We start from the raw sequence: 25,285 nt of genomic DNA, 5'->3' as shown, positions 1-25,285 counted from the left end.
AACGTGGAGTAGAGGATGAAAGTAAAAAAAGCAGTAATCCCAGTAGCTGGTTTGGGCACCCGCATGTTGCCAGCCACTAAGGCCATTCCTAAGGAGATGTTACCTGTAGTTGATAAACCGCTTATTCAATACGTGGTTGACGAAGCAGCCGCGGCCGGGATCAAAGAGATAGTACTGGTCACGCACGCGTCGAAAAACTCTATTGAGAACCACTTCGACACCAGCTTTGAGCTGGAAGCGCAATTGGAGGCTCGTCTAAAGCGTTCCTTGCTGGAGCAGGTGCAGTCGATTACCCCACAAGGGTTAACAGTAATTTCGGTACGGCAGGCGGAAGCGAAAGGTCTTGGTCACGCAATTTTGTGTGCTAAACCCGTGATCGGAGACGAGCCTTTTGCGGTACTGCTACCGGACGTTTTGGTTGATGGTTACGAATGTAACCTGAAGAAGGAAAATTTGGCAGGCATGGTAAGTCGGTTCGATAAAACTGGTGCTAGTCAAATTCTCGTCGAAGGTGTGCCGTGGGAATGGGTATACAAATACGGCGTTGTCGATTGTGATGGCAAAGACATTGGTGCCGGAAATAGCCAAAAAATTAAGGCAATGGTTGAAAAGCCGCCGGTTGATGAAGCGCCGTCAAACATGTCCATTGTTGGTCGCTATGTGCTCTCGGCAGAGGCCTGGAGTTTGCTCGAACGCACCCAGCCTGGCGCTGGAGGTGAAATTCAGCTGACGGATGCGCTGGATATGCTGCTGGAAAAAGAGACCGTTGAGGCGTACCAGCTGGTCGGGCGTAGCCATGATTGTGGCAGTAAAACTGGCTATATGATTGCCAATATTACGTATGCCGCAAGACATCCTGAGGTGGGTGAGGGCGTTACCGGCTTCCTTAATAAGACCTACTCAGAGTCCTAGCCCTTGTACTGATTCTGCGCCATTTGCCTTGGTTTAACGGGTGCATGCCTACGGCGTGCGCCCTTAATCCTTTATTTGTCTTGCTTCTTCATTGTGTTTCTGCTAGCCTGCCCCACCTGCTGAGGCCTGTAAACCTTCTGATGTTGCGCTAACTGCGCGTTTTTACAGACTTTTTGCTTGTCTTTGCAGCCGATTGGTCGTGACCTTGTCAGCTTTGAGAGCGATCCAATCGTATCAATCAATCGACCCGTACTACTGGCAGTACGGCGCCGTGTCGGATACCCCTTTCGGGCATCGCGAACGGCACTTATACAGGTATTTTTGTGACCATGACTGAGAGTTTTGCAGAGTTATTTGAAGAGAGCTTGAAAACCGTCGAAATGGCCCCTGGCACTATTGTGACTGGTGTTGTTATTGATGTGGATAAAGACTGGGTGACTGTACACGCAGGTCTGAAATCTGAAGGCGTTATCCCGGCTAACCAGTTCGCTGATGAGAACGGCGAAGTTAAGCTGGAAGTGGGCGATGAAGTACAAGTTGCCCTGGAAACCGTAGAAGATGGTTTCGGTGAGACTCGCCTGTCTCGCGAAAAAGCCAAGCGCGCTGAAGCATGGAAAGTGCTTGAAGCCGCACATTCTGCCGATGAAGTCGTTAAAGGTGTTATCAATGGCAAGGTTAAAGGTGGTTTCACCGTTGACGTTGCTGGCATTCGCGCCTTCTTGCCTGGCTCTTTGGTTGACGTTCGCCCTGTGCGCGAAACCGCGCACCTGGAAGGCAAAGAATTAGAATTTAAAGTGATCAAGCTCGATCAGAAGCGCAACAACGTTGTGGTATCTCGCCGCGCGGTGCTGGAGCAAGCAAACTCTGCAGAGCGCGAAGAACTGTTGGCAACCCTGCAAGAAGGTATGGTTGTTAAGGGTATCGTTAAGAATCTGACCGACTACGGTGCGTTCGTAGATCTGGGCGGTGTTGACGGCCTGCTGCACATTACCGATATGGCCTGGAAGCGCATTAAGCACCCAGGCGAAATCGTTAACGTTGGTGACGAAATCGACGTTAAAGTGCTGAAGTTCGACCGTGAGCGCAATCGCGTTTCTTTGGGTCTGAAGCAATTGGGTGAAGATCCATGGTTGCAAATCACCGGTCGTTACCCAGAGGGTGCCCGCGTTAAAGCCGTGGTAACCAATCTGACTGACTACGGTTGTTTCGCCGAGCTGGAAGAAGGTGTTGAAGGTCTGGTTCACGTCTCTGAAATGGATTGGACCAACAAGAACATCCACCCATCTAAAGTCGTTAACGTTGGCGACGAGATTGAAGTGATGATCTTGGATATCGACGAAGAGCGTCGTCGTATTTCGCTGGGTGTTAAACAGTGTCAGGAAAACCCCTGGGACGCGTTTGCTCGCACCTGCGCCAAAGGCGACAAAATCACCGGTAAGATTAAGTCGATCACCGATTTCGGTATCTTCATTGGTCTGGACGGCGGTATTGACGGTTTGGTTCACCTTTCTGACATCTCTTGGCACGAAGCGGGTGAAGAAGCCGTTCGCAAGTACAAGAAAGGCGACGAGATTGAAACCGTTGTTCTTGCTATCGATCCAGAGCGTGAGCGCATCTCGCTGGGTATCAAGCAGCTGGAAGCCGATCCATTCTCTGAGTATGTAGCTGAGAATGATAAAGGCGCCATCGTAACGGGTACCGTTAAAGAAGTTGACGCAAAAGCCGCGATTATCACTCTGGCAGATGATGTAGAGGCTGTACTTAAGGCCTCTGAATTGTCACGCGAGAAGGTTGAAGATGCTCGCAACGTGCTGAAAGAAGGTGAAGAAGTCGAAGCTAAGATCATTAGCGTAGACCGTAAAAACCGCGCTATCAGCCTGTCCGTCAAGTCTAAAGATGTTGCTGAAGAGAAAGCTGCCGTTAAGGAGCACTCAACTAAGCAGTCTGAACAGGCTCAGCCCGCCACCCTGGGTGACCTGATCAAGGCGCAGATGGAAGCGAAAGACTGAGTTTAGTCTGAGCTAAGAGAAGGCCGGCAGAGATGCCGGCCTTTTTTGTATCTAAAGGATATTCAGCCAAAATTTGGTGTTTTAGGTATTATTATTTTAGATCAACAACTTACAAAGTTTTCATAATGCTAGTTTTAAGTATTGTATCTATCCTAAGTCCGTTATAAGCTAAGTTTCGATCCCCAGTTTGCTTTATTTGCCTGGACAAAAACGTACAATCGAGATCAAGGCATGACGAAATCTGAGTTGATTGAGTATATATCGGAAAAGCAAGACCATCTGCCCGTCAGGGATGTTGAATTGGCCGTCAAACTGCTGTTGGACTATATGTCGGACCGCCTCGCGGAGGGTGACCGAATAGAAATCCGAGGCTTTGGTAGCTTTTCTTTGCATTATCGTGCACCCCGTATGGGTAGAAACCCTAAGACGGGTGAAGCGGTAGAGCTAGAAGGCAAGTATGTGCCGCACTTCAAACCGGGTAAAGAAATGCGCGATCGAGTTAATGAAAGTATTAACGCCTAATGCTTGGCAAGTCGCTCAGTATCGCCGTTTGTTCGTAAGAGGGTTCCATGAGGACAATAGGCTTTTGGGTTTATGTATTTATTTTAATAGCGGCTCTGTTTTGGGGTTATCTATTTAATCTTGAAAATGACATTGCGGTTCCTGTCGTCATTTTTGGGATATCTCTGCCCGAGTATTCACTCGGGGTCTGGTTATTAGTCTTTTGTCTGGCGGGGCTGCTGGCCGGGATTACAATCAGCCTGCTGCCAAACTTGCGTCACAAGCGTAAAGTATCGGTCTTGCTCCGACAGAATCGACAATTGGAACAAGAAGTCCAGCTGCTAAGAAGTCAAAGTTTGCGGGATTGATATGGGCGACATCGCCACCTTTCTTTTACTTTTTCTGGGTATCGCCGCAGGTTTTTTCTTTGGTCGACTCTCTCTTCGTGACCGGGCTAAGGATCATTACCCGAAGGATTACGCACTTAATTACTACAAAGGCTTAAGTTATCTTTTCAATGAGCAGCCCGACAGCGCCATAGATGCCTTTATTGGCGCGCTGGAGGTCAACAGCGATACGCTCGAAACGCACCTCGCCTTGGGTAATATGCTGCGCCGTCGCGGCGAGGTTACCAAGGCCATTAAAGTGCATCAAAATTTACTGGCACGCCCCGGACTCAATACCCGTCAGCAACACGAATCCCAGTTAGAGCTGGCGCGTGACTATGTGAAATCTGGCCTGCTCGACAGGGCGGAAGCCTTACTTGTAGAGCTGGTAAAGGTATCACCGACCTACAAGCAGTCCTCGTTAGAACATTTGGTGGAAATATACCAGGACGAAAATGAGTGGGATAAGGCCATTGCTGCTGCTAATCAGATGGATGTTAAGCAATATCGATCGCGCTCTGGTGCAAGTCTTGGGGAATTAAAATCGCATTTTGCCTGTGAGCAGGCACAAGAGGATATACACCACAAAAGTTGGGCGAAAGCCCGCAGTCATTTACTTGAAGCGCTTAAATTCGATGGCAAGTCAGCACGCGCGAGTCTGCTTTTCGCAAAGCTAGAATTAGGCCAGGGGCGTTTTCGTGAGGCCCTATCGCATTTGCATAAAGTGCCCGACCAAGATGCGGACTATTTGCTTATGGGGCTTGATATGGTGTGCGAGTGCTACGATAAATTAGGTGAGCCACAGGCCCTGCAAAAGTATTTACTGGCGCTTTTGGAGCGCCATCCGAGTAACAGTTTGGTTCTAAAAGTTGCCGAAAGACTTCGTTGGGAGCAGGATGATTACGCCGCTGCAGACTTTATTGCCGAGCGATTGAAAGAGCGGCCCAGTATTCGCACCTTGAATCGACTGGTTGAGCTCTATTTACCGCATTCCGAAGGCCGCGGGAGAGAGAACTTGCAGTTGTTGAAACAACTGGTTGATCGTGTCGTGGCCGAAAAACCCAGCTTTTGTTGCAATAAGTGCGGTTTTACCGGCAACGCATTGCATTGGTTGTGTCCGGGATGCAAGTCTTGGGGTACGGTTAAGCCGATTCGTGGTGTGGCTGGGGAATGAGAGCTTTTAACAAAAATGTAAGACTTCATTGATTTACTGATTGGCGTGTAGAAACATGCAACGGTAGATTCAATATGAAGGTTACAGTTTTTGGCGTAGGTTATGTTGGCTTGGTGCAGGCTGCAGTGTTGGCCGAAGTAGGGCATCAAGTTGTGTGTGTTGATATCGACAGCGAAAAGCTCGAAGCGCTGATGCAAGGCAACATCCCCATCTATGAGCCGGGGCTTGAAAGTCTGGTGGTCGAGAACTACAACTCTGGCCGCTTGTCTTTTTCAACAGATGCCGCGCAGGGGGTGCGTCATGGCGAGGTTCAATTCATTGCTGTGGGCACCCCATCCGATGAAATTGGCGCCGCTGATACGCAATATGTCCTGCAGGTCGCTGAGACAATAGGCCAGCATTTGGAGCGCTCGGCGGTGGTCGTCAATAAGTCCACAGTTCCTGTTGGTACTGCCGATAAAGTCGCCAACATCATTCATCAAGCCTTGCGAGCGAGACAGCGGTTTTCAGATATCCACTGTCCTGTTGTATCCAATCCCGAATTCCTCAAAGAAGGCTCCGCGGTATCAGATTGTATGAAGCCCGATCGTATTATCGTGGGTACCACTGATAAACAAGCCGAAGCGGTAATACGTGAAATATACGCGCCGTTTAACCGCAATCGGGAAAAAATCATGGTGATGGATGAGCGCAGCGCTGAGCTCACCAAATACGCGGCAAACTGCATGCTGGCCACTAAAATCAGCTTTATGAACGAAGTGGCGAATCTTGCGGAAAGGCTCGGGGCGGATATCGAGTCCGTGCGTATGGGGATCGGCAGCGATCCTCGCATAGGTTATCACTTTATATACCCGGGTGTGGGTTACGGTGGTTCCTGTTTCCCTAAAGACGTACAGGCCCTGATTCACACCTCCAGCCAGGCCGGATTTGAGCCCAAAATATTGCAGGCTGTCGAGTCTCGCAATCGCCTGCAAAAACAAACCTTATTTGCCAAAATAGCTGATTATTATGGGCGTGACCTCAAGGGCAAAACGTTTGCGCTGTGGGGTTTGGCCTTTAAGCCGAATACGGATGATATGCGAGAGGCTCCGGCACGGGTCCTGATGGAGGCTTTGTGGAAGGCGGGGGCAACGGTACAGGCTTATGATCCTGAGGCCATGGACGAGGCTCAACGCATTTACGGTCAGCGCAGTGATTTTCGTCTGTGTGGTACCAAAGAGGCTGCATTGTCAGGCGCGGATGCGCTGGTGGTTGTCACGGAATGGCAAATTTTTCGTGCGCCCGACTTCGATTTAATAGGCCGCAGCCTTACCGATAGAGTCATTTTCGATGGGCGCAATGTCTATGATCCAGCGCGTATTGCCACGCGTGGGCTTAATTACTACTCGGTAGGTCGAGCGCCAGTGATTATTGATGCCTTCGCTGACCATCTTGTGTCAGAGGCCGTTTAGCTCTTACGTTTTCTAATTGTCATCGTTATGTCAAAATAGCGGCCATGTTTACATAGGCGTGGCCGCTAGGGTACGTTTTCGACATTTCTGATAATTAGAGTCTCTATATGATCGTTCCTGTTTTGCTGGCCGGTGGGGCTGGTAACCGCCTGTGGCCTATGTCACGAGAGTTATTCCCTAAGCAGTGTCTCAACTTAACCGATGCGAATGCCAGCCTCATTCAAAAAACCCTCATGCGCGTAGAGGCCTGCGGTATTGACGCACGTCCTATAATTGTCTGCAACAATGATCATCGCTTTTTAATCGCACAGCAAGTCAGTGAAATGGGCAAGCTCTGTGATATTTTGCTCGAGCCTGCGGCTCGGAACACCGCACCAGCAATAGCTCTGGCCGCCGCCTTTGCCGCAAAGCAATATCCTGGGGCGACAGTTTTGGCATTACCAGCGGACCACCTAATCGATAATGTTGACGCTTTTAGCGCAGCCATCGACAAGGGCCTGGCCTCCGCTAAAGAGGGAAAAATAGTTACTTTTGGCGTTGTGCCTCAGTACCCCGAAACCGGATACGGTTATATTGAGGCGCAAAGCTTTGGTGACGTAAGCGATATTCGCGCGTTTCATGAAAAACCCGATCGAGCCACCGCTGAAGGTTATATGGCGGCAGGTAACTATTATTGGAACAGTGGCATGTTTCTGTTTGACTCGGGCGCATTACTGCAAGAAGTTGAGCATTATGAGCCAGAAATTTACCGCTGTATTAGCAAATCACTCGACAATAAATACGTTGATCTCGATTTTGTCCGGGCGGAAGAGGAATCTTTTAAGCGATCGCCGTCGCTGTCAATCGACGTCGCCGTAATGGAGCGAACCAAGCGAGGCGTGGTAGTTCCTTATGATGGCGACTGGAGCGATATTGGGAGTTGGGATTCAGTATTGGATGCGTTACCTAAGGACAAAGCTGGTAACGCGGCACTCGGTGATGTGATTGTCGAGGATACTAAGGATTCCCTGATTTACTCTACATCGAGACTGGTCAGTACTTTGGGTGTTAACAATTTAGCGATTATCGACACTCAGGATGCCCTGCTGGTTATGGATATTAATAAGGGGCAGGGCGTTAAAGAAATCGTCTCTCAAATTAAACAATCTGGCCGTTCAGAACATCGACGTCACGCACTTGTCCACCGACCTTGGGGGAGTGTAGAGGTGATGAACCTCGGTGAGCACTATCAGGTTAAACACGTTAGGGTGAAGCCCGCCGCCAGTATAGCGCTGCAAGTCCACAAATATCGAGCGGAGCATTGGGTCGTTGTCGAAGGTGAGGCCGAAGTTAGTGTGGGGGGCACTACGCGTAAACTTTGCAAGAATGAATCAGTTTACATTGAAGCGGGTGATGTACATTCGTTGCGCAATACGTCAAATGCAATCTTGGAGATTATCGAAGTACAGACTGGAGATTATTTTGGCGACGATGATGTGGTTCGCTTTACCAATAACTACATTGAGAGTCGTGATCAGTAATGACTGAGGTAAATGTTCTTGTTACTGGCGCGCAGGGATTTATCGGCAGCTCCTTGATAAAAAGTCTGTCTAATGGTCAGTATGCCGTAGCCGGGGCATCACACTCGCTCACAGATTCTGCGCAGCTGCAATTGCGTGCGGGCGAATCAGTGGCCGAATTAGCTCATAAATTAAAAGGCTACACGGCCATTATTCATACTGCGGGGTTGGCTCATATTGCAAAACCAGATGCCCGACAAGTTAAGGAATTTTATCACGTGAATGTTGGCTTTACCGAGAAGTTGGCAATCGCTGCCGGAGCTGCAGGCGTGACACATTTTATTTTTTTGAGTTCAATTGGAGTGAATGGTAATGGCGTATCCCGCCACTATACGGAACACGACGAGCCCGCACCTGTATCTGCATACGCTGAATCGAAGATGATGGCCGAGCAGACTCTTTGGCAAGCTGCCCGCGAAAGCGCTTTAAAAGTTACGGTGCTACGCCTGCCATTGGTTTACGGTTTAGGTTGTAAGGGCAACATGCGAAGCCTGTTAAGGTTCGTCAATTCTGGTTTTCCAGTACCGTTGGCGCGAGTTAGGAACAAGCGCAGTTTGCTGGGGATTGACAATCTAGCCGACATTTTAATGCGTACGATTAATAACCCTAGAGCGTATAACGAGATGTTTTTGGCGGGTGACGGCGAAGAGCTTTCCACGTCTGAAATTATGGCCTGTTTATCTGAAGGTATCGGCGGAAGATTTAAATCCATACCTATTCCAGTACCACTGCTGAAGCTGTCAATGTTTATCCTCGGGCAGTCTGATAAGTTTGATAAGTTAACAGGTAATCTCACGGTCGATATTTCCAAGCTTAGCCAAAGGCTGCAATGGCAGCCTAAAGTGAATACCCAAGATGGCTTAAAGGAGTTTGCTCGCAGCAGTTTGACGGCATCGGAGAAGTGTTAATGTGGTATCTATTGTCTGGATTTTTATTCGGGGTGACGCTTACCGCAGTAGCTATGTTGGTGGTTAACCGCCTAAATATACTGGATGTGCCAGGTGAGCGTAGCTCGCACACCGCCGTTACGCCTAGAGGTGGTGGACTCTCAATTGTGTTAGTCGCGATTATAGGCGGAGTGTTCCTTCTGCCTGTACAGCAGGCTTGGCCACTGCTTCTGTCATCGTTGATGATTGGCCTGGTCGGTTTTTACGATGACTATAAGCAAGCTTCCAGAAGACTCCGCTTGGCCGTTCAGTTGGCCGCGGCGATTTTGGTTACATTAGTTTTTTATCCGGCCACACTTAGCTTGGAAGTATTTCAGTTAAGTGGCCCGTTATTGTTACTGTTACTTATACTTTGGTACATATGGTGTACCAATCTTTACAACTTTATGGATGGTATTAATGGTTTGGCGGGAATCGAGGCGGTCAGTGTGTCTCTTGCCATGACATTTTTGCTGGGCTCGGTTAGCGCTGGCTGGAGCATGTACTTCTTGCTGCTTACCGGTGCCAGCCTGGGGTTTCTTGTCTGGAATTTTCCCAATGCGAAAATATTTATGGGGGATACGGGCAGTGCCTTTCTTGGGGCATTGTTTGCTGGGTTTAGTGTGTATTGTGTTGCCAGCGAAAATGTTCAGCAGTTCTGGGCGCTAGTCATTATGCTCGGTGTGTTTGTTGCTGATTCAACCTGCACGTTGCTAAGAAGGCTCATCCAACGACAACGTATTTTTGACGCCCATCGAACGCATGCTTATCAATACGCATCACGAATACTTAAGTCGCACACTAAAGTGACGCTGGTGATTCTAACGATTAATATGCTGTGGCTGTTGCCATGGGCAATGGCCGTGGTGGCTGGTGCCGTATCTGGCGCTAAAGGGCTTTTGATCGCGTACACGCCCTTGGTATCAATTGCTTTAATGCTGAAAGCGGGTACACCTGAAAAAATGCAGAAATCGACTACTTAACCACACGTAAAGGCGCGCTTCGTGATTTGTGTAACCAGACGGCATCGCCCAGCTCTTCTTGGGTTGTGTATCCGGTGGGCGCAATCATCAACAACTCTCTCACCTTGTCGCAACTGTAGTCGTGGCACGCTGTATCCAGCTCGTCCAAGATGGCTTGAGTTTCGGTCCAGGTTAGGCAATATTCCTCGGCACGCATAATTCGGTCGTGGTCGGTGCCGCTGACGTTGTCACCTATCAGTAATTCTTCGTACAATTTTTCACCGGGACGAAGCCCAGTATAGGCAACTTCTATATCGCCATCCGGTTCAATGTCTGATTTAACCGTTAGGCCAGACAGATGAATCATACGTTTGGCCAGATCATCAATTTTGACCGGCTCTCCCATGTCTAATACTAAAACGTCACCACCGGTACCCATAGAGCCTGCCTGTATTACCAGTTCGGCAGCTTCGGGGATGGTCATAAAATAGCGAATTATTTCCGGGTGAGTCACGGTAACGGGCCCCCCAGCTTTTATTTGTTGACGAAACAGCGGTACAACTGAACCGGAAGACCCTAATACATTGCCAAACCGTACCATGGTAAAGCGAGTGGATGATTGACGTTGGGAGAGGCCCTGCAACACTAGCTCTGCCATACGCTTTGAGGCGCCCATTATATTCGTAGGGCGAACGGCTTTATCGGTAGAAATTAATACAAATGATTCTACCCCAGCGCGTATGGCAGCTTCGGCGGTATACCAAGTGCCATATACATTATTGCGCACACCCTCAACAATGTTGTGTTCTACCAAGGGGACATGTTTGTAGGCAGCGGCATGGTAGACCGTTTGCACAGAAAAGGTCTTCATGATGGTTTCGACACGGTGTTCACGCTGTACTGAGCCAAGCAGAGGAACGATTTCGACGTCTATATGCTTCTTTTTGGCTATATTTTTTAGCTCAGATTCCAGGCGGTATAGGCTGTATTCGTTTAATTCAAAAAGAACAATGCGCTTAGGGGCTTGCTGTATTATTTGCCTACACAGCTCACTGCCAATTGAGCCACCGGAGCCCGTCACCATGACAACCTTGTTAGCAATGCAGGCACTCAGTAGTTCGGAGTTGGCTTTAACCGGGTCACGGCCCAGTAAATCCTCAATATCTACATCTCTGATATGCTCAATACGGGCTCGACCGCTAATTAGATCGGGTATAGCCGGGGCTGTTTGCACGGTAACCCCCAGCGGCTCAAGGCGTTTAATGATCTGTGCGCGGCGCGAGTGCGGCGTATTACCGAGGGCTAACAGCACGCGGGTTGCGTTACTTTTCTTGATTATCTCGGGCAATTGATAAGGGCTTTGTACCTTTATATTGGCGAATACCGAGCCTTGACGAGCCAGATCGTCGTCGACGAAAGCGACTACTTTGTAGTTCGTGGCTTTCAGTGCAAGTCGCAACTGGTGCCCCGTGTAACCGGCGCCGTATACAACCACAGGCTCACGATTCCCCACTCGCGTGCCATTTAGTAGCATTGCTATATGGTGTACAAGCAAGCGGGGGCCACCCAACAAAATCAGGCTTACGGTTAGGTAAATAAAGGGTACCGAGCGGGGTATAAACGAGTGCGTATAGAAACTACCAACCGCCAGGGTTAGCGCTGAAAAACAACTGCCCAGAAAAACGGTATTGAGGGCCTGAGGAGTCATATAGCGCAAAATTGCGCGGTACATACCCATTTTAATAAAAGCGGCGAGGGTAAAAACAATCGTGATAGCCAGAGTGCCAAATTCACGCTGGGTAAGCGGTATATCCAAGGTGCCTAGGCGCAGGCATATCGATATATAGAGTGCAAAAGTGATTGCCAGTGTGTCGTAGGCAAGAGAAATCAGACGTTTGGTCGTTCTGGATGACTCGAATAACGCTTTTAGCATCAACAATGTCCCGGTGGTCATAAACACGCGATCTGTATCCTTACGTCCGGCAATTATACGGTAAATGCTGGAAAAGAGTGAGTTTCATTATACACTTTGCCTATTATGCTTTATAGAAATAGAGAAACTGTAACAATTTGTTATTTTATAACACTAAAAAGACTTGCCAGCTTTGGCGCCTCTTGGTAAAGTCGCGCCCCAGTTGAGCTCCTTGCTCAGCTTCCTTCTGTACGACCGTAGCTCAGTTGGTTAGAGCACCACCTTGACATGGTGGGGGTCGGTGGTTCGAGTCCACTCGGTCGTACCAATTTTTCCTTTGAATTCAGCATCTTATATTGCTCTGCGGGCATTTGGCCGATCTTTGTCCTATGTTTGCTCAATGGCTGCGAGTTTACCAATGGCAAGCTGAACGGGGGATTAATGGCGGGGGGCTAGTTTCGCTTTCTTACTTTGCCTCAGGCACCCGAATATTAGATCACTGAAGCTTGGCGGCTTGGTTGAGGCCCAAAGACGCTTGAGTGGCTAAGCTGCTGCGCAAGTTTCGGCAGGTTGCTCTAATGCCCCCTGATTTTATTGGCCTTACAGGCCACCTATAGTATGAACTGTTTAGGTGTATCCTCCCTGGCTTCAGGGCAATAATATGAACGGATATTGCCCTGCATATAGTCATTTTTGACGGCAGTCTGTATGATGCGAGCCCAGTATCTACCCACTATGAACTGGTGGGGTGAGGTACACACCTACTGAGTCTGTTTGTTGATACAGTCAGCAACAGGAAAGTATTGGCCACCGTGTTGCCGTACCTACCTATGTGCCACTGCAATGACAAGCTGGTTTAAGTTTTGCCGATCAGGCTGACGCAACGCGTATGAATACGAGTAGATCGTTGATCAGCGGTCTAGCCGTATTGGTCTGAGCTGAACACGTATTCGGTTGGTTTGTGTGCCTGGTCGCATGGCTAGGCGTACTAGAGGGGTGTATGGCAAACCCCCATTGTGGTGATTAAACCCCCAAAGTAACGAGTGATGGCCTGCTGTGGTGTTGTTTTGCCTAGGTGAATAGGCTTATGGCGCTCAAATAAGCCCGGTTTTTCTTAGAAGCTTATGGTGTCCGTAAGTATGGCGATACAAAGAACAGCGCTGGTATAACGAGTCGAGTCAGGAGAAGTTTTATGAGTTTGTATGCAGAGTATTTGGCTGAAATTGAAACCCGCAAGACGGAGTTAGGCTTACAGCCAAAACCCATCGACAGCGCTGATTTGCTGTCTGAAATCATCGAGCAAATCAAAGATGTCGATCATGAGCATCGCGAAGACTCACTGAAGTTCTTCATCTATAACACTCTGCCGGGTACCACCAGTGCTGCAGGCGTTAAAGCAACGTTCTTAAAAGAAATTATTCTGGGCGAAGAAAAAGTCGCCGAAATTACCCCAGAGTTTGCGTTTGAACTGCTTTCGCACATGAAAGGGGGCCCGTCCATCGAAGTGTTGCTGGACTTAGCGCTAAGCGACGATGAGGCTGTTGCGAAGCCCGCTGCCGACGTACTGAAAACTCAGGTGTTTTTGTACGAAGCCGATTACGAACGCTTAAGCAAAGCCTATAAAGCAGGCAATGCCATTGCCAAAGACATTCTGCAAAGCTACGCCCAGGCCGAATTCTTCACCAAACTTCCCGAGCTGGAAGAGACTGTCGATGTTGTGACTTATGTAGCAGCGGTTGGCGATATCTCCACCGACTTACTGTCGCCAGGCAATCAAGCCCACTCTCGCTCCGACCGTGAGCTGCACGGCCAGTGCATGATCACCCCGGAAGCTCAACAAAAGATTCAAGCCTTACAGGCCGAGCACCCAGGCAAGAAAGTTATGTTGGTGGCCGAGAAGGGCACCATGGGTGTGGGGTCATCGCGTATGTCCGGTGTTAACAATGTGGCACTGTGGGCCGGCGAGCCCGCCAGTCCATACATTCCATTTGTGAATATGAAGCCGGTTGTGGCGGGTACCAACGGTATCTCCCCAATCTTCTTGACCACCGTTGGTGTAACCGGCGGTATTGGTTTAGACCTGAAAAACTGGGTGAAAAAGACCGACGCCGACGGCAATGTAGTGACTAACGAGGCCGGCGACCCTGTACTGGAAGAGGTCTACTCTGTTGCCACAGGCACAGTGCTGAGCATCAACACCCAAGAGAAAAAGCTGTACAAAGACGGCAGTGTGGTCGCCGATGTGGCCGATGCTTTTACCCCGCAAAAAGTCGAGTTTATGCGCGCTGGCGGCTCCTACGCTGTGGTTTTTGGTAAGAAGCTACAAACCTTTGCCGCTGAAGTGCTCGGGGTTGAGCCAGCTAGCGTATACGCCCCTTCTAAAGAGATTTCGCACGAGGGGCAAGGCCTGACCGCCGTTGAAAAAATCTTTAACAAAAACGCCGTTGGCGTGGCATCGGATACACCCCTGCACGCAGGTTCCGATGTTCGCGTTAAAGTGAACATTGTCGGCTCGCAAGACACCACCGGTCTGATGACGTCGCAAGAATTGGAGTCTATGGCGGCAACAGTGATTTCGCCATCACTCGATGGCGCCTACCAGTCAGGTTGTCACACCGCCTCTGTGTGGGATAAAAAAGCCCAGGCGAATATCCCTCGCTTAATGTCGTTTATGAACAACTTCGGCCTGATTACCGCGCGTGACCCTAAAGGGCAATACCACGCCATGACCGACGTGATTCACAAGGTGTTGAACGATATTACGGTTGACGATCAAGCCATTATTATTGGCGGTGACTCCCACACCCGTATGTCAAAAGGCGTTGCCTTCGGTGCCGACTCGGGCACGGTTGCGATCGCTTTGGCCACAGGTGAGTCGGCCATGCCGATTCCCGACTCAGTCAAAGTCACCTTTAAAGGTGAAATGGCTGACCACATGGATTTTCGCGATGTGGTACACGCGACCCAGGCGCAAATGCTGAAGCAATTTGGTGGCGAAAACGTCTTCCAGGGACGTGTTATCGAAGTGCACATTGGTACTTTGCTGGCTGACCAAGCGTTTACCTTCACCGACTGGACGGCCGAGATGAAGGCGAAAGCCTCCATCTGTATTTCCAATGACGATACACTGATTGGCTCTCTCGAATTGGCTAAGAGCCGTATCCAAATCATGATTGATAAGGGTATGGATAATGAGGCGAAAACCCTTGCCGGTTTGATCGCACTGGCTGACAAGCGTATTGAAGAAATCAAGTCCGGCACCAACCCGGCGCTTAAGCCTGACAACAACGCGAAATACTTCGCTGAAGTTGTCGTTGATTTGGATCAGATCAACGAGCCAATGATTGCCGACCCAGACGTGAATAACGACGATCCGTCGAAGCGTTACACGCACGACACCATTCGCCCCGTTTCATACTACGGCGGCAACAAGACCGTTGATTTAGCCTTCGTAGGTTCGTGCATGGTGCACAAAGGCGATATGCAAATCATCGCCCAGATGCTGCGCAATATCGAATCCGATAAAGGCGCCGTTGAGTTTAAAGCACCATTGGTAGTGGCACCGCCGACCTACAACATTGTGGACGAGCTAAAGGCCGAGGGCGACTGGGCGATATTGCAGAAATACTCCGGTTTTGAGTTCGACGACAGCCACCCCAAAGGCGAAGCGCGTACCAAGTACGAAAATATTATGTACCTGGAGCGCCCCGGTTGTAACCTGTGTATGGGGAACCAGGAAAAAGCCGAGCCGGGTGACACCGTACTGGCAACTTCTACGCGTTTGTTCCAGGGCCGTGTAGTGGCTGACAGTAACGACAAGAAAGGTGAGTCACTGCTGGGCTCGACGCCGTTGGTGGTATTGTCAGCCGTGCTGGGTCGTATGCCTACAAAGGATGAGTATGTGGCAGCGGTTCGCGATATCAAGCTAACGGATTTCCGTCCGCCGGCTGAAGCCATGACGACTGATGTGAAAGCTGAGCCGGTTAAGGTGGTTTAGGTTTTAATTTAGTCAGGGCTTTTGCGAAATGCGCACCTGTTTAGGTGCGCATTTTTTTTTGTTTGTTGGGGGGCTTAGTGCGAGTTCTTTTGCGTCAGTCATCAGGCGTCGGACATCAGACTTTTTTCTAGTTTTGCCCTCTTTCGCCGGGCGGGCGAGGTACTTTTTACTGCAAAAAGTACCCAAAAAACCAGCCCCGCACTTCTCAGCCCTGCGGGTTCCCGAATTCAAGCCAATTTTGAGGGTCGGAAAAGATCGCGTCAGCCCAGGCTGCTCTCTCTGCCTCTGCGAGTCATTCACCTTGTCCCAGCGCTTTTCCTTAATTGCACGTCCGTGTGCAATTAACCCACAAAAATGACTCGAATTCGGCTGGATGAGATGGGGAAAGAGGGCTTCGTAGCTGAATTTGATTGGTGGGTGGTTGCCCAATTCTTATGCATTTTCACGTAGCTTTAAGCAAAGTTTGACGCCAATTCGAGGGAGGGTCGTAAAAACCGCAATACAATCATTAGGTTGCATAGGGGTTATCCAGATCAAAGAAAACGAATACAGTCACAATTATAAAGAAAAAGTCTTTCTTTTCTCGGACAGGGAACTGTCAAAAATAGCTCCTTGTCTAGTAATATCAATTGCTTAGCAACACTTTTTCGTCTAACTTATCGGGGTGTTACATTGTCGCGGGGGATTTTACTTAGTGTTTTGAAGTAACTGTTATACAAACTAGGCGACCATATGGCATTTGAAAAAGAAGAGCAGATGTATGAAATGCTTGGACGTTATGTCATTGCGTTTGAGGACTTTTGTGAATCCATTCGTTCGCTCATTGTTTGCATACTACATGCTCAGGGCTTGAAAAATGAGGCTGTTTATGAAATTTTGCTGGAAGGCTTAACTGCTGCGCCCTTACTTTCAAAGCTGCACGCACTTGTTAATGTTAGCGTGGCCAAAAATGAAGAAGAAAGAAAAGTATTTTCCAAAGTTTTTAGTCAATTTCATGTAATTATTGAAGAAAGAAATGTATTTTTGCATTCACACTGGTTGCCTTATTCAATAACCGAAGAAGAAAAAACACTATTTCACATCGCCGGAACAAAACCCGGCCTAAATAAAAGCGGTGCATCCACTAAAATCTCTTCGCCAACCCTCGAAGATTTTGATCGCTCCATCAAGCGATGCAGGGAGGCGACTATTCAATTTGCTTTAATAATGCGTGTAGTTATTGGCTATAGAGTATTGTCTGAATGTTTTGAAATACAAGGTAAGTTGTTAAAAGTTAATCATGAAGCCCTGAAACCAATAATCTTAAAAAATGTATAACAAAGTTATCAAGCAGATGGTTTTTCAGTTGCACTTTTGCCATTCCGCTTCGCTTCATTTTATGGAAAAAGTACAACTGAAAAACCACTGCTTATAACGGCGTTAGGCACACATGAGCATCGTAGCAAAAACAATATCAACTGTAGTATTCGTTACTGCGCTATGTTTCGCCATAATGAGTACAGACAATGAGTCATGGCTTACAGCTTGGTTCTTATTGTTTTTCTTTGCAGGTATACCTCTTAGCTTGCTGGTGTTAAAGGATCTATTGGTTGTAGTAGCTCCTAAATGGCTCGGGCCATCACAATTGTTATTGCATGTTTGTGCATTATTCGGCGCAGCAATAGGCTATGGGCTTGGTATTATGGCTGTAAGCACGGAGCATGAGAAAGCACATTTACATCAACTATTAGTTATTATTTTTCCACTAATGGTTTACGCAACACCGTTGCTCATGATATTTCATGGCATGCCATTATCGCGTGTTAAAGAGTTCTATTTTAAATCTAACCAGGGCGGCAAGTAGCATGCCTAACAAGCAGCAACGGACTGTCAAACCTGTCACTCAAATTGCTGCGCAAACACGTGCCAGCGTTGCCAGCCGCTGTGCTGGGCGTGAGAACTCAATCAACATTATGCCTAAATTACAGAAACAACTTACACCAGCGCAACAAAAGACAAGGAAAAAGGCTAAAATAGAGCGTCAAAAGAAGTATATGTGGGTCTTCATGAATGGGATGCAAGTAAGGGTTAAGCGACCCTCAATGATAGGTGGCATTCGTCAAGACGAATGGATTGTACAAAGCGCAGATCCCATTTGGGTACACCAAAATGAAATGTGGGAGGTTCTGAATTCCAGAGGAACTGAAGATGAAGAATGCCCATTCTAAAATAGAACTCAGTAAAATATCAGGTTCTAATCGGGTAGCTGGAGGTGTCTAGCCTCCAGCCCCCAGCCCCCACAACACCCTGCATGTGGACCCGCACAGAGCGTTTCATTTAGAATGGTGAGGCTTAATTGAAGACGCTTAAAGTCTTCAATAGTTTAATGTTTATGCAAAACTCTAAGGGCGTAGTAATATTCCTACAATTGCCCCATGCCGAGGCCAAACCTTCGCTTCGCTTCGCTCCCGGTTTGCCTCGGAATACGCAGGCTTACAAGGCTGATCCAAGACACACACTACTGCTCGATTTCTTTTTTTGTTAAAAATCCCATTAAATCAATAAGATATGAGTTTTTGGCTGATTTTCGTTCGGTATTTGGCCAATGAATGATCAAAACATGATCAGGCTTGAAATCTTCCCCGTTGCCCCCATTTACTATCCCAGATATGAATAGGCCTTAGGGCCCTGTTGTTAGTAGATAGGAGCATACCCCATGACTGTAGAAGCCCAGAAAGAGACCCGCGGATTTCAGACAGAAGCTAAGCAGCTTTTGCATTTAATGATCCACTCGCTGTACTCCAACCGTGAAATCTTCCTGCGCGAATTGGTTTCTAACGCCTCCGATGCCGCCGATAAGCTGCGCTTTGCCGCAGTAAAGGATGATGCTCTGTATGAAGGTGATGCGGACCTGCAGGTAAGGGTGAGCGTAGATAAAGACGCCAAGACCATTACGATTAGTGATAATGGCGTGGGTATGACCCGCGATGAAGTCATTGAAAACCTGGGCACTATTGCCAAGTCGGGTACGGCGGCCTTTATGGAGCAGTTGACCGGTGATGATAAGAAAGATGCCCAGCTGATTGGTCAGTTCGGGGTCGGTTTTTACTCCTCATTTATTGTCGCCGATAAGGTTGTCGTAACCACCCGTAAAGCGGGGCAGGCGGCAGACCAAGGTGTGCGCTGGGAGTGTGACGGTGAGGCAGAGTTTGAGATTGAGAATATTGAGAAAACCAGCCGTGGTACCTCAATTGAGTTGCACATTAAAAGCGACGCTGATGAATTTTTAGACGATTGGCGTTTGCGCTCAATCATCAAGAAATATTCCGACCACATTGCCATTCCCGTAGTGATGCAAAAGCAGCAGGCTGTAGGGGAAGATGAAGAAACTCCAGCGGAACCAGAAGATGAAGTGATCAACACCGCCACGGCAATGTGGACGCGTTCGCGCTCAGAGGTGAGCGATGACGAATACAAAGAATTCTATAAGCATGTTAGTCATGACTACGAAGACCCGCTGACGTGGAGTCACAACCGGGTTGAAGGCAAGCTTGACTACACAAGCCTGCTCTATATTCCCGCACGAGCGCCCTACGATTTGTACAATCGTGACGGCGCTCGAGGCTTAAAACTGTACGTACAGCGTACCTTTATTATGGACGATGCAGAGCAATTTTTGCCACTGTATTTGCGTTTTGTTAAAGGTGTAGTTGATTCAAACGATCTGTCGTTGAATGTGTCACGGGAAATATTACAGAAAGATCCGAATATTGATTCGATGCGTACCGCTCTGACCAAACGCGTGTTGGATATGCTGACCAAGCTTGCCAAAAACGAGCCTGAGCAGTACCAATTGTTCTGGAACCAGTTTGGTGAGGTGATCAAAGAAGGACCGGCTGAGGATTTTGCCAACCGGGAAAAAATTGCCAAATTGCTGCGCTTTGCGACTACCCATACAGATAGCGATGCTAAAGATCAATCGCTGGACGAGTACATCGGTCGTATGCAAGAGGGTCAGGACAAGATTTATTACATTGCTGCAGATAACCACAATACGGCAAAGAACAGCCCACACCTTGAGGTATTTCGTAAGAAAGGCATCGAAGTGTTGTTATTGTCCGATCGCGTAGACGATTGGCTAATGAGCCACTTAATGGAGTTCGATGGTAAGTCTCTAACCGATATTGGTAAGGGCGAGCTCGACTTGGGCGGCATGGATTCTGAGGAAGAAAAGAAATCTCAGGAAGAAGTCGCAGAGTCAATGAAGCCGCTGGTAGACAGAGTGCAAAAGGTGCTCGGTGAAAAAGTGGCAGAAGTACGCATTACTCATCGTCTGACCGATTCGCCGGCGTGTGTCGTGGTTCCTGAAAACGAGATGGGTGCGCAAATGCGTCGTTTGCTTGAGCAGGCCGGGCAAAAAGTCCCCGAGTCGAAGCCAATTTTTGAGTTGAACCCTGAGCATCCATTGGTACAGAAGCTCGATCAGGAGCAGGATGAGGAGCGTTTCGCCGATCTGTCTGATGTGTTGTTTGATCAGTCGAGCCTTGCCGAAGGCGCCCACTTGACCGATCCGGCGGCTTATGTGAAGAAACTCAATAAATTGTTACTGGAATTGAGTAACTGATTAAATAGCCCGCGCAAGCGGGCTTTTTTTTAGTGTGTTCGCTTTGTTATATAGCTTTCGTAGTCCGGTACGCTGCGCTGAAACTCAGTGGCAAACAGCGGAGATGCGATCATAAAGTCGGCGCTGATGGGGTTGCAAGCCACCGGAATATTCCATACCGCAGCAATTCTTAGCAGAGCCTTTACATCGGGATCGTGGGGCATGGGCTCGAACGGGTCCCAAAAAAAGATGAGAAAGTCTACTTTCCCTTCGGTGATCAGTGAGCCCACTTGCTGATCACCGCCAAGCGGGCCACTGATTAATCTCTGAATGGTCAAGCCTGTCGCGTTACTGATGACCGAGCCTGTCGTACCGGTGGCGTAGAGCGTGTGACCGCTTAAATCTTCTTTGTGATCTTGGCACCACTTCACAATATCGGGCTTTTTGTTGTCGTGGGCAATCAGTGCAATAGATTTATTGGCCGGTAGCGTTATATTTTTGTATTCCATCATTTCACCTGTTTAGCTTGAAATTCGACCCAGTATGTTGTCCATCATGCGCGTTGTCAGAATGCGCTTTAAGTACCCCATTAAGTACGTCGGGAATGTCACATAGTAGCGCGGTTTAGCGCGCTTAGCATTGAGGGCATGATCCAGTCTTTTGTAAACAGCTTCGGGGCCAAGAGTGAACCGCGAGGCCGGGCCTTCTTTGGCCAGTCTGTGCACGGCTGCTGCGTACTTAAAGCCGTGACGGCTTGCATTGAAGTCAATGTTGCCTTCTAAAGCCCGCAAGGCATTTTTGCGAAATTCGCTTGTAATTGGGCCGGGCTCAATCAATGACAGCTGAATGTTGGTGTCGGCCAATTCAAGGCGCATGGTATCGGCGATACCCTCTAGTGCAAATTTACTGGCGTTGTAAGCGCCCCGAAAAGGCATAGCAGCAAAGCCAAGTACGGAGCTGTTATGGATAATGCGCCCACTGTCTTGCGTGAGCATGACTTTCACGACCTCATTAGTTAGCTCGCACCATCCGAAAAAGTTTGTTTCAAACTGTTTACGCAGTGTGTCGCGGCTTAAGTCTTCGACTGCGCCGGGCTGGCCGTAGGCGCCATTATTGAATAGGGCGTCCAGGCGCCCTCCGGTCAGAGCCAGCGTTTGTTTGAGCCCATCTAAGATGCTGTCGGTATCGGCTAGATCGAGCACAATAGCCTCCAGCCCCTCAGCTTTAAGGCTGGCTGCGTCTTCTGCATCGCGACAACTGGCAATAACCTGCCAACCATTTTTGGCTAAGGTGTGCGCACAATAGTAGCCAATACCGCTTGAGCATCCGGTGATTAGAATGCTGCGTTTTACATTCATGGTGATTCCTTAGTGGCTGATTCTCCACAGCTTGCGAACAACGACTGCCAGTGCTTAACGTGCGCCTTAGTTGAGAGTGTAAAGGCTTTGCTAAGCGTGTGCCATTGCTCAGTGAACGGAATAAGAACTTGCTGGGTGGAATTCGGCAAGCGTTGATAAAATTGGTTGTATGAGGCTTGTAAAGCCAGGTTATCTGCATTGATACGCGCTAAATAGGGCTGGACTTTGGTGATAAAAAATTTCCGCATCACGTTTCGCGCCCAGTTAAGCTCTTGCTTCGCTAACCCTAAGGGGCAAAGTGTTTTACGTTGTTCTGCCTGGGCCAGAATGCGATTGGCGCTGCGCATCTTTTGCTCGGCGAAAATCAAGCTTTTTAGAAGGGTACCACCTTGTTTTTGTCGTAAAACCTTGTTGCTGTTTTCAAGCAGGCTAATATCCGGCAGCGTAAGAGGTGCTTCTCGCATTGAAAGTTGCCAGTGGTCTATTGCCTCAATGCTGGCGTTGAGGCTGGTTTGCGGGGCGATGAGTGTGGGGCCCGAATATGACCAAAAACTTTGCATCTCTTCGCTGGCGGCGGTGGCTTTCGCAAAACGCAGGGGAAGTTGTTCCCGCTTAATGTTAAGCAGTGTGTCGGACAATTTCTGACTTTCAGTGTCTGCTGTTTGCGTACGGCAGTATTGCAGCGCCTGAATAATCTCAACATCCATAACAAAATGGGTGGAAGCTTGCATGTGCTTACCTAGAACACTATTGCGCTCTCCAAGCAATGTGCTTAGCCCACATTGGCGATAGTCCCACAGTTCCAGCCAATTGATGGTTGGCGATTCAATCACTGGCAACAGTTTCGCGCGGGCAGGATATTGCGGGCGGGAGTGGGGTGCCGTAGGAGGAACACTAATGTCTGTCACACGACCCAGGCGAGTGAGATAGTCGTCAAACGTGACTTCCGGTTCTGTTTTCGTACAGCCAACCAATGCGTATAGCGAGAACCAAAACAAGGGAATGCAAAAGATGTAGGCCGGCGTGCGCGTCATAGGGCTCAGAGCCATTGTGGAATGGAAAAAAGGGTCCACTGAAGATAGCCTTTTGTGAGTGGCGCATCAGCGGCTACATCTTGAACTTCGACGGCGGCAATACGCTAGCCCTCGTCAGCATACTTTTGGTGATTCTCACTTTCGTTGAAGTTGTGGTTACACGGCGATGAAGCCGCACAGTTCGGTGCAGCACGCGCCTGGTTGCCCATGCATAACAAGCAGCCTGGAATTTAAGTAGCCGCATAGCTGTCTCTACGGGCAAATCGAGTAGAAATTATAATTCAAAGTGCCGAGTGCCGCTATCGTGTTGCTATTCCTGTTATGGTAGCGCTATCATTTTATAGGTATGATATGTAAATACTGGGTCAATGAAGCTTTGGCTAAAAACGATTGTAAGGAAATTCCATGAGTCTAAAAAAATTAAGCGTCTTAGTCCTGCCGTTTTTGGCAGTATCGGCCTGTGCTCAGCACAATGATATGCCGCAGACCGCTGCGGTCTGCAGCGTCAAATCCGGCGCGGCGCCACAAGGTCAATTACGCCCTGAGCGTATTCAAATAGCCAATAACGCAGCCGTTGGTCTTTATGAAGGGCCAGTATGGAAAGACGGGGTTTTGTATTTTTCCCACTTTTTGTTTACCGATGGTTTTCCATCGAAAGTAATGGCCTATGATGGCGATACCCTTAAAGTTGCCATCGATGACTCAGGGTCAAATGGGCTGGCGCTTGACCAAACTGGGGCCCTAATTGCCGGAACTCATAAGTACAAAGCCGTTTCGCGGTTAGATGTAGGGTCAGGTGAGCGCACGGCGTTAGCCGAAGAGTTTGCAGGGAATGTGTTTAACTCCCCTAACGATTTAACGGTAAGCCGTGCAGGTACGCTGTACTTTACCGACCCGGATTTTCAAACGCGCGCGGCGCCAGGCGGCCAGCCGGTTACCGGTGTGTATGAGGTCAGCGACGGCCAGGTACGTCTGATTGATAAGACCATCGCTAACCCCAATGGTATTTCACTCTCCCCCGACGAGGCTACTTTATACGTGGCTGGCGGCGGTAACCACGGTTATGTGCGTGCTTATGACCTAACCACCGACTTTCCGTATGTACAGAGCCAATTTTTGGCGCCAGTAACAGTGCCAGATGGTATGGCCGTCGACTGTATGGGTAACGTCTATGTAACCGAGCATACCACCCGTAGATTGCGGGTAATCAGCCCCGAGGGCGAGGAAATAGCATCTGCCGATTTTGATGCAAATGTCACCAATGCTGCCTTCGGTGGCGAGGACATGAAGACCTTGTTTATAACTGGCAAGGGGTCGTTATGGAAAATTGATATGGATATCGCTGGTATGCCTTACTGAAGCTTGTCGCCGGTGTTAAAATGCAGCCTTAGCGATTCTGCCTGTGGAGACCCATGGTTGTATTTGATCCTGTTAAAACCCCTTGTGTCGGTATTTGTTCAACCGGCATTGGAGACAGCGTTTGCCGAGGTTGCAAGCGCTTTTCCCATGAGGTTATCCACTGGAACGCATACTCTGAAGGGCAGCGGCGTATTATCGCGCAGCGATTAGAGGGTTATCTCACACAATTAGTTGAGAATCGCTTTACGATTCAAGATGAGGCACTGCTGTTAGCCCAAATACAGCATCAACAGATCGAATTTAAAGCTGAGCAATCACCTTATTGTTGGATTTTTGATTTGTTGCGGGCCGGTGCCAGCCAAATTTATGACTTGTCACACTTCGGTATTGCCTTGCGAGATGGTTGGCGAAATTTGCCCTTAACCCAGATTCGCGATGATATCGATAAAGATTTTTACGCACTTTCTTGTGCCTATTACGAAAGGTATATTGCGCCGGGTTTGGCCCGAGCAGGCTCTCCATGACCACAGATATCTCCGCGATTACAGAATTTCTCTATTGCTCGACACCACAGAGTTGGATTGATAACGCGTTGGCGAATCCCGCAATATTGTTGCTCGATCATGCAAACTGCGAAAAAAAAGCCGCTTCTACGGCAATGCAGCTTATGTATCGCTATGTATCGGACTTTGAGCTTCTCAACAAAATGTCTCGGCTGGCACGCGAAGAACTAAGGCACTTTGAGCAGGTCATTGCGATCATGCAGGCGAGGGGCATTGCGTATGACCAAATAAGCGCATCGCGCTACGCCGCAGAATTGCGTAAACCTGTGCGCACATTTGAACCTGCTCGTCTGGTCGATACGCTGATTGTGGGAGCGATTATTGAGGCGCGCTCTTGTGAACGCTTTGCCAAACTAGCTCCGCATCTTGATGAAGAGCTTAAGAATTTTTATTTCTCCTTGCTTAAATCGGAAGCGCGACACTTTCAGGATTATCTGCATTTGGCGCAAAAGGCGGCTGGCGTGGAGTCCATTCAGGAGCGCGTCGATTTCTTCTTAGCGCTAGAGCAGAAGTTAGTGCAAGGTGGTGATGATGAGTTTCGCTTTCACAGTGGACCACTGGCTACGGCTTAGTACCACTGGCTTATAAGGGCGTGTATTA

General features: G+C 48.7%; 21 protein-coding genes and 1 tRNA gene. 18 read left to right on the top strand and 4 right to left on the bottom strand.

Going from position 1 to position 25,285, the window contains the following annotated elements; all coding sequences use genetic code 11:
• Positions 1 to 15 precede the first annotated feature (15 nt).
• The 9 genes from galU (at position 16) to QWI17_RS04065 (ending at position 9,901) form a co-directional block, all read left to right on the top strand.
• Positions 16 to 912 carry a UTP--glucose-1-phosphate uridylyltransferase GalU gene (gene galU / locus QWI17_RS04105; protein ID WP_302721238.1) on the top strand — a complete coding sequence of 299 codons (897 nt, stop codon included), beginning with the start codon at positions 16 to 18 and terminating at the stop codon, positions 910 to 912.
• 329 nt (positions 913 to 1,241) lie between these two features.
• Positions 1,242 to 2,921, top strand: coding sequence for a 30S ribosomal protein S1 (gene rpsA, locus QWI17_RS04100; RefSeq protein ID WP_302721237.1), 1,680 nt, complete (start codon positions 1,242 to 1,244; stop codon positions 2,919 to 2,921).
• Positions 2,922 to 3,152: 231 nt separating this feature from the next.
• Positions 3,153 to 3,443, top strand: a complete 291-nt coding sequence (ihfB, locus tag QWI17_RS04095; protein WP_302721236.1) for an integration host factor subunit beta — start codon at positions 3,153 to 3,155, stop codon at positions 3,441 to 3,443.
• Positions 3,444 to 3,490: 47 nt separating this feature from the next.
• The gene (locus QWI17_RS04090) at positions 3,491 to 3,790 is read left to right on the top strand and encodes a LapA family protein (RefSeq protein WP_302721235.1); all 300 of its coding nucleotides are present in this window, start codon (positions 3,491 to 3,493) and stop codon (positions 3,788 to 3,790) included.
• Between the two features lies 1 nt (position 3,791).
• Positions 3,792 to 4,982 carry a lipopolysaccharide assembly protein LapB gene (gene lapB / locus QWI17_RS04085; protein WP_302721234.1) on the top strand — a complete coding sequence of 397 codons (1,191 nt, stop codon included), beginning with the start codon at positions 3,792 to 3,794 and terminating at the stop codon, positions 4,980 to 4,982.
• A gap of 74 nt (positions 4,983 to 5,056) precedes the next feature.
• The gene (locus tag QWI17_RS04080; protein ID WP_302721233.1) at positions 5,057 to 6,433 is read left to right on the top strand and encodes a UDP-glucose dehydrogenase family protein; all 1,377 of its coding nucleotides are present in this window, start codon (positions 5,057 to 5,059) and stop codon (positions 6,431 to 6,433) included.
• A 107-nt stretch (positions 6,434 to 6,540) separates the two neighbouring features.
• Positions 6,541 to 7,953: a mannose-1-phosphate guanylyltransferase/mannose-6-phosphate isomerase gene (locus QWI17_RS04075; protein WP_302721232.1), complete on the top strand. Its 1,413-nt coding sequence runs from the start codon at positions 6,541 to 6,543 to the stop codon at positions 7,951 to 7,953.
• Positions 7,953 to 8,900: an NAD-dependent epimerase/dehydratase family protein gene (locus QWI17_RS04070; RefSeq protein WP_302721231.1), complete on the top strand. Its 948-nt coding sequence runs from the start codon at positions 7,953 to 7,955 to the stop codon at positions 8,898 to 8,900. The genes QWI17_RS04075 and QWI17_RS04070 overlap by 1 nt, the downstream gene beginning before the upstream one ends.
• Positions 8,900 to 9,901, top strand: a complete 1,002-nt coding sequence (locus QWI17_RS04065) for an MraY family glycosyltransferase (protein WP_302721230.1) — start codon at positions 8,900 to 8,902, stop codon at positions 9,899 to 9,901. Before QWI17_RS04070 ends, QWI17_RS04065 begins: the two co-directional genes overlap by 1 nt.
• Here QWI17_RS04065 and QWI17_RS04060 read toward each other — a convergent pair.
• Positions 9,894 to 11,834, bottom strand: coding sequence for a polysaccharide biosynthesis protein (locus QWI17_RS04060; protein ID WP_302721357.1), 1,941 nt, complete (start codon positions 11,832 to 11,834; stop codon positions 9,894 to 9,896). The two genes, QWI17_RS04065 and QWI17_RS04060, sit on opposite strands and share 8 nt — an antisense overlap.
• Positions 11,835 to 12,043: 209 nt before the next feature.
• On the opposite strand from QWI17_RS04060, the gene QWI17_RS04055 reads away from it, so the two are divergent.
• The 6 genes from QWI17_RS04055 to htpG all read left to right on the top strand — a co-directional run bounded on the left by QWI17_RS04055 (position 12,044) and on the right by htpG (position 20,392).
• Positions 12,044 to 12,120: transfer RNA gene (locus tag QWI17_RS04055), tRNA-Val, on the top strand.
• Between the two features lie 864 nt (positions 12,121 to 12,984).
• A complete protein-coding gene (locus QWI17_RS04050; protein ID WP_302721229.1) occupies positions 12,985 to 15,789 on the top strand; it encodes a bifunctional aconitate hydratase 2/2-methylisocitrate dehydratase in 2,805 nt (934 codons plus the stop codon).
• Positions 15,790 to 16,521: 732 nt separating this feature from the next.
• Complete coding sequence (locus QWI17_RS04045) at positions 16,522 to 17,106, top strand: hypothetical protein (RefSeq protein WP_302721228.1); 585 nt, start codon at positions 16,522 to 16,524, stop codon at positions 17,104 to 17,106.
• Between the two features lie 112 nt (positions 17,107 to 17,218).
• Positions 17,219 to 17,632, top strand: coding sequence for a hypothetical protein (locus QWI17_RS04040; RefSeq protein ID WP_302721227.1), 414 nt, complete (start codon positions 17,219 to 17,221; stop codon positions 17,630 to 17,632).
• Between the two features lies 1 nt (position 17,633).
• Positions 17,634 to 17,996 (top strand): hypothetical protein, encoded by a 363-nt coding sequence (locus tag QWI17_RS04035; protein WP_302721226.1) that lies wholly within the window; start codon positions 17,634 to 17,636, stop codon positions 17,994 to 17,996.
• A 488-nt stretch (positions 17,997 to 18,484) separates the two neighbouring features.
• Positions 18,485 to 20,392: a molecular chaperone HtpG gene (gene htpG, locus QWI17_RS04030; RefSeq protein WP_302721225.1), complete on the top strand. Its 1,908-nt coding sequence runs from the start codon at positions 18,485 to 18,487 to the stop codon at positions 20,390 to 20,392.
• Positions 20,393 to 20,421: 29 nt separating this feature from the next.
• Here the strand turns inward: htpG and QWI17_RS04025 are convergent, their stop codons facing one another.
• The 3 genes from QWI17_RS04025 to QWI17_RS04015 are packed head-to-tail and all read right to left on the bottom strand — an operon-like array spanning position 20,422 to position 22,763.
• Positions 20,422 to 20,880 (bottom strand): methylglyoxal synthase, encoded by a 459-nt coding sequence (locus QWI17_RS04025; RefSeq protein WP_302721224.1) that lies wholly within the window; start codon positions 20,878 to 20,880, stop codon positions 20,422 to 20,424.
• Between the two features lie 12 nt (positions 20,881 to 20,892).
• Positions 20,893 to 21,729, bottom strand: a complete 837-nt coding sequence (locus QWI17_RS04020) for an SDR family oxidoreductase (RefSeq protein ID WP_302721223.1) — start codon at positions 21,727 to 21,729, stop codon at positions 20,893 to 20,895.
• Positions 21,726 to 22,763 (bottom strand): DUF3080 family protein, encoded by a 1,038-nt coding sequence (locus QWI17_RS04015; RefSeq protein WP_302721222.1) that lies wholly within the window; start codon positions 22,761 to 22,763, stop codon positions 21,726 to 21,728. Before QWI17_RS04015 ends, QWI17_RS04020 begins: the two co-directional genes overlap by 4 nt.
• A gap of 405 nt (positions 22,764 to 23,168) precedes the next feature.
• Between QWI17_RS04015 and QWI17_RS04010 the strand changes: the two genes are divergently transcribed.
• The 3 genes from QWI17_RS04010 to QWI17_RS04000 are packed head-to-tail and all read left to right on the top strand — an operon-like array spanning position 23,169 to position 25,257.
• A complete protein-coding gene (locus tag QWI17_RS04010; protein ID WP_302721221.1) occupies positions 23,169 to 24,122 on the top strand; it encodes an SMP-30/gluconolactonase/LRE family protein in 954 nt (317 codons plus the stop codon).
• 53 nt (positions 24,123 to 24,175) lie between these two features.
• Positions 24,176 to 24,646 carry a DUF1289 domain-containing protein gene (locus QWI17_RS04005; RefSeq protein ID WP_302721220.1) on the top strand — a complete coding sequence of 157 codons (471 nt, stop codon included), beginning with the start codon at positions 24,176 to 24,178 and terminating at the stop codon, positions 24,644 to 24,646.
• Positions 24,643 to 25,257, top strand: a complete 615-nt coding sequence (locus QWI17_RS04000) for a MiaE family protein (RefSeq protein ID WP_302721219.1) — start codon at positions 24,643 to 24,645, stop codon at positions 25,255 to 25,257. The genes QWI17_RS04005 and QWI17_RS04000 overlap by 4 nt, the downstream gene beginning before the upstream one ends.
• Positions 25,258 to 25,285 lie beyond the last annotated feature (28 nt).

Source organism: Gilvimarinus gilvus, from assembly GCF_030518155.1.
GTDB classification, from domain to species: domain Bacteria; phylum Pseudomonadota; class Gammaproteobacteria; order Pseudomonadales; family Cellvibrionaceae; genus Gilvimarinus; species Gilvimarinus gilvus.
The sequence above is the reverse complement of the archived record's forward strand: the minus strand, read 5'-3'. Positions and strand labels throughout refer to the sequence as shown.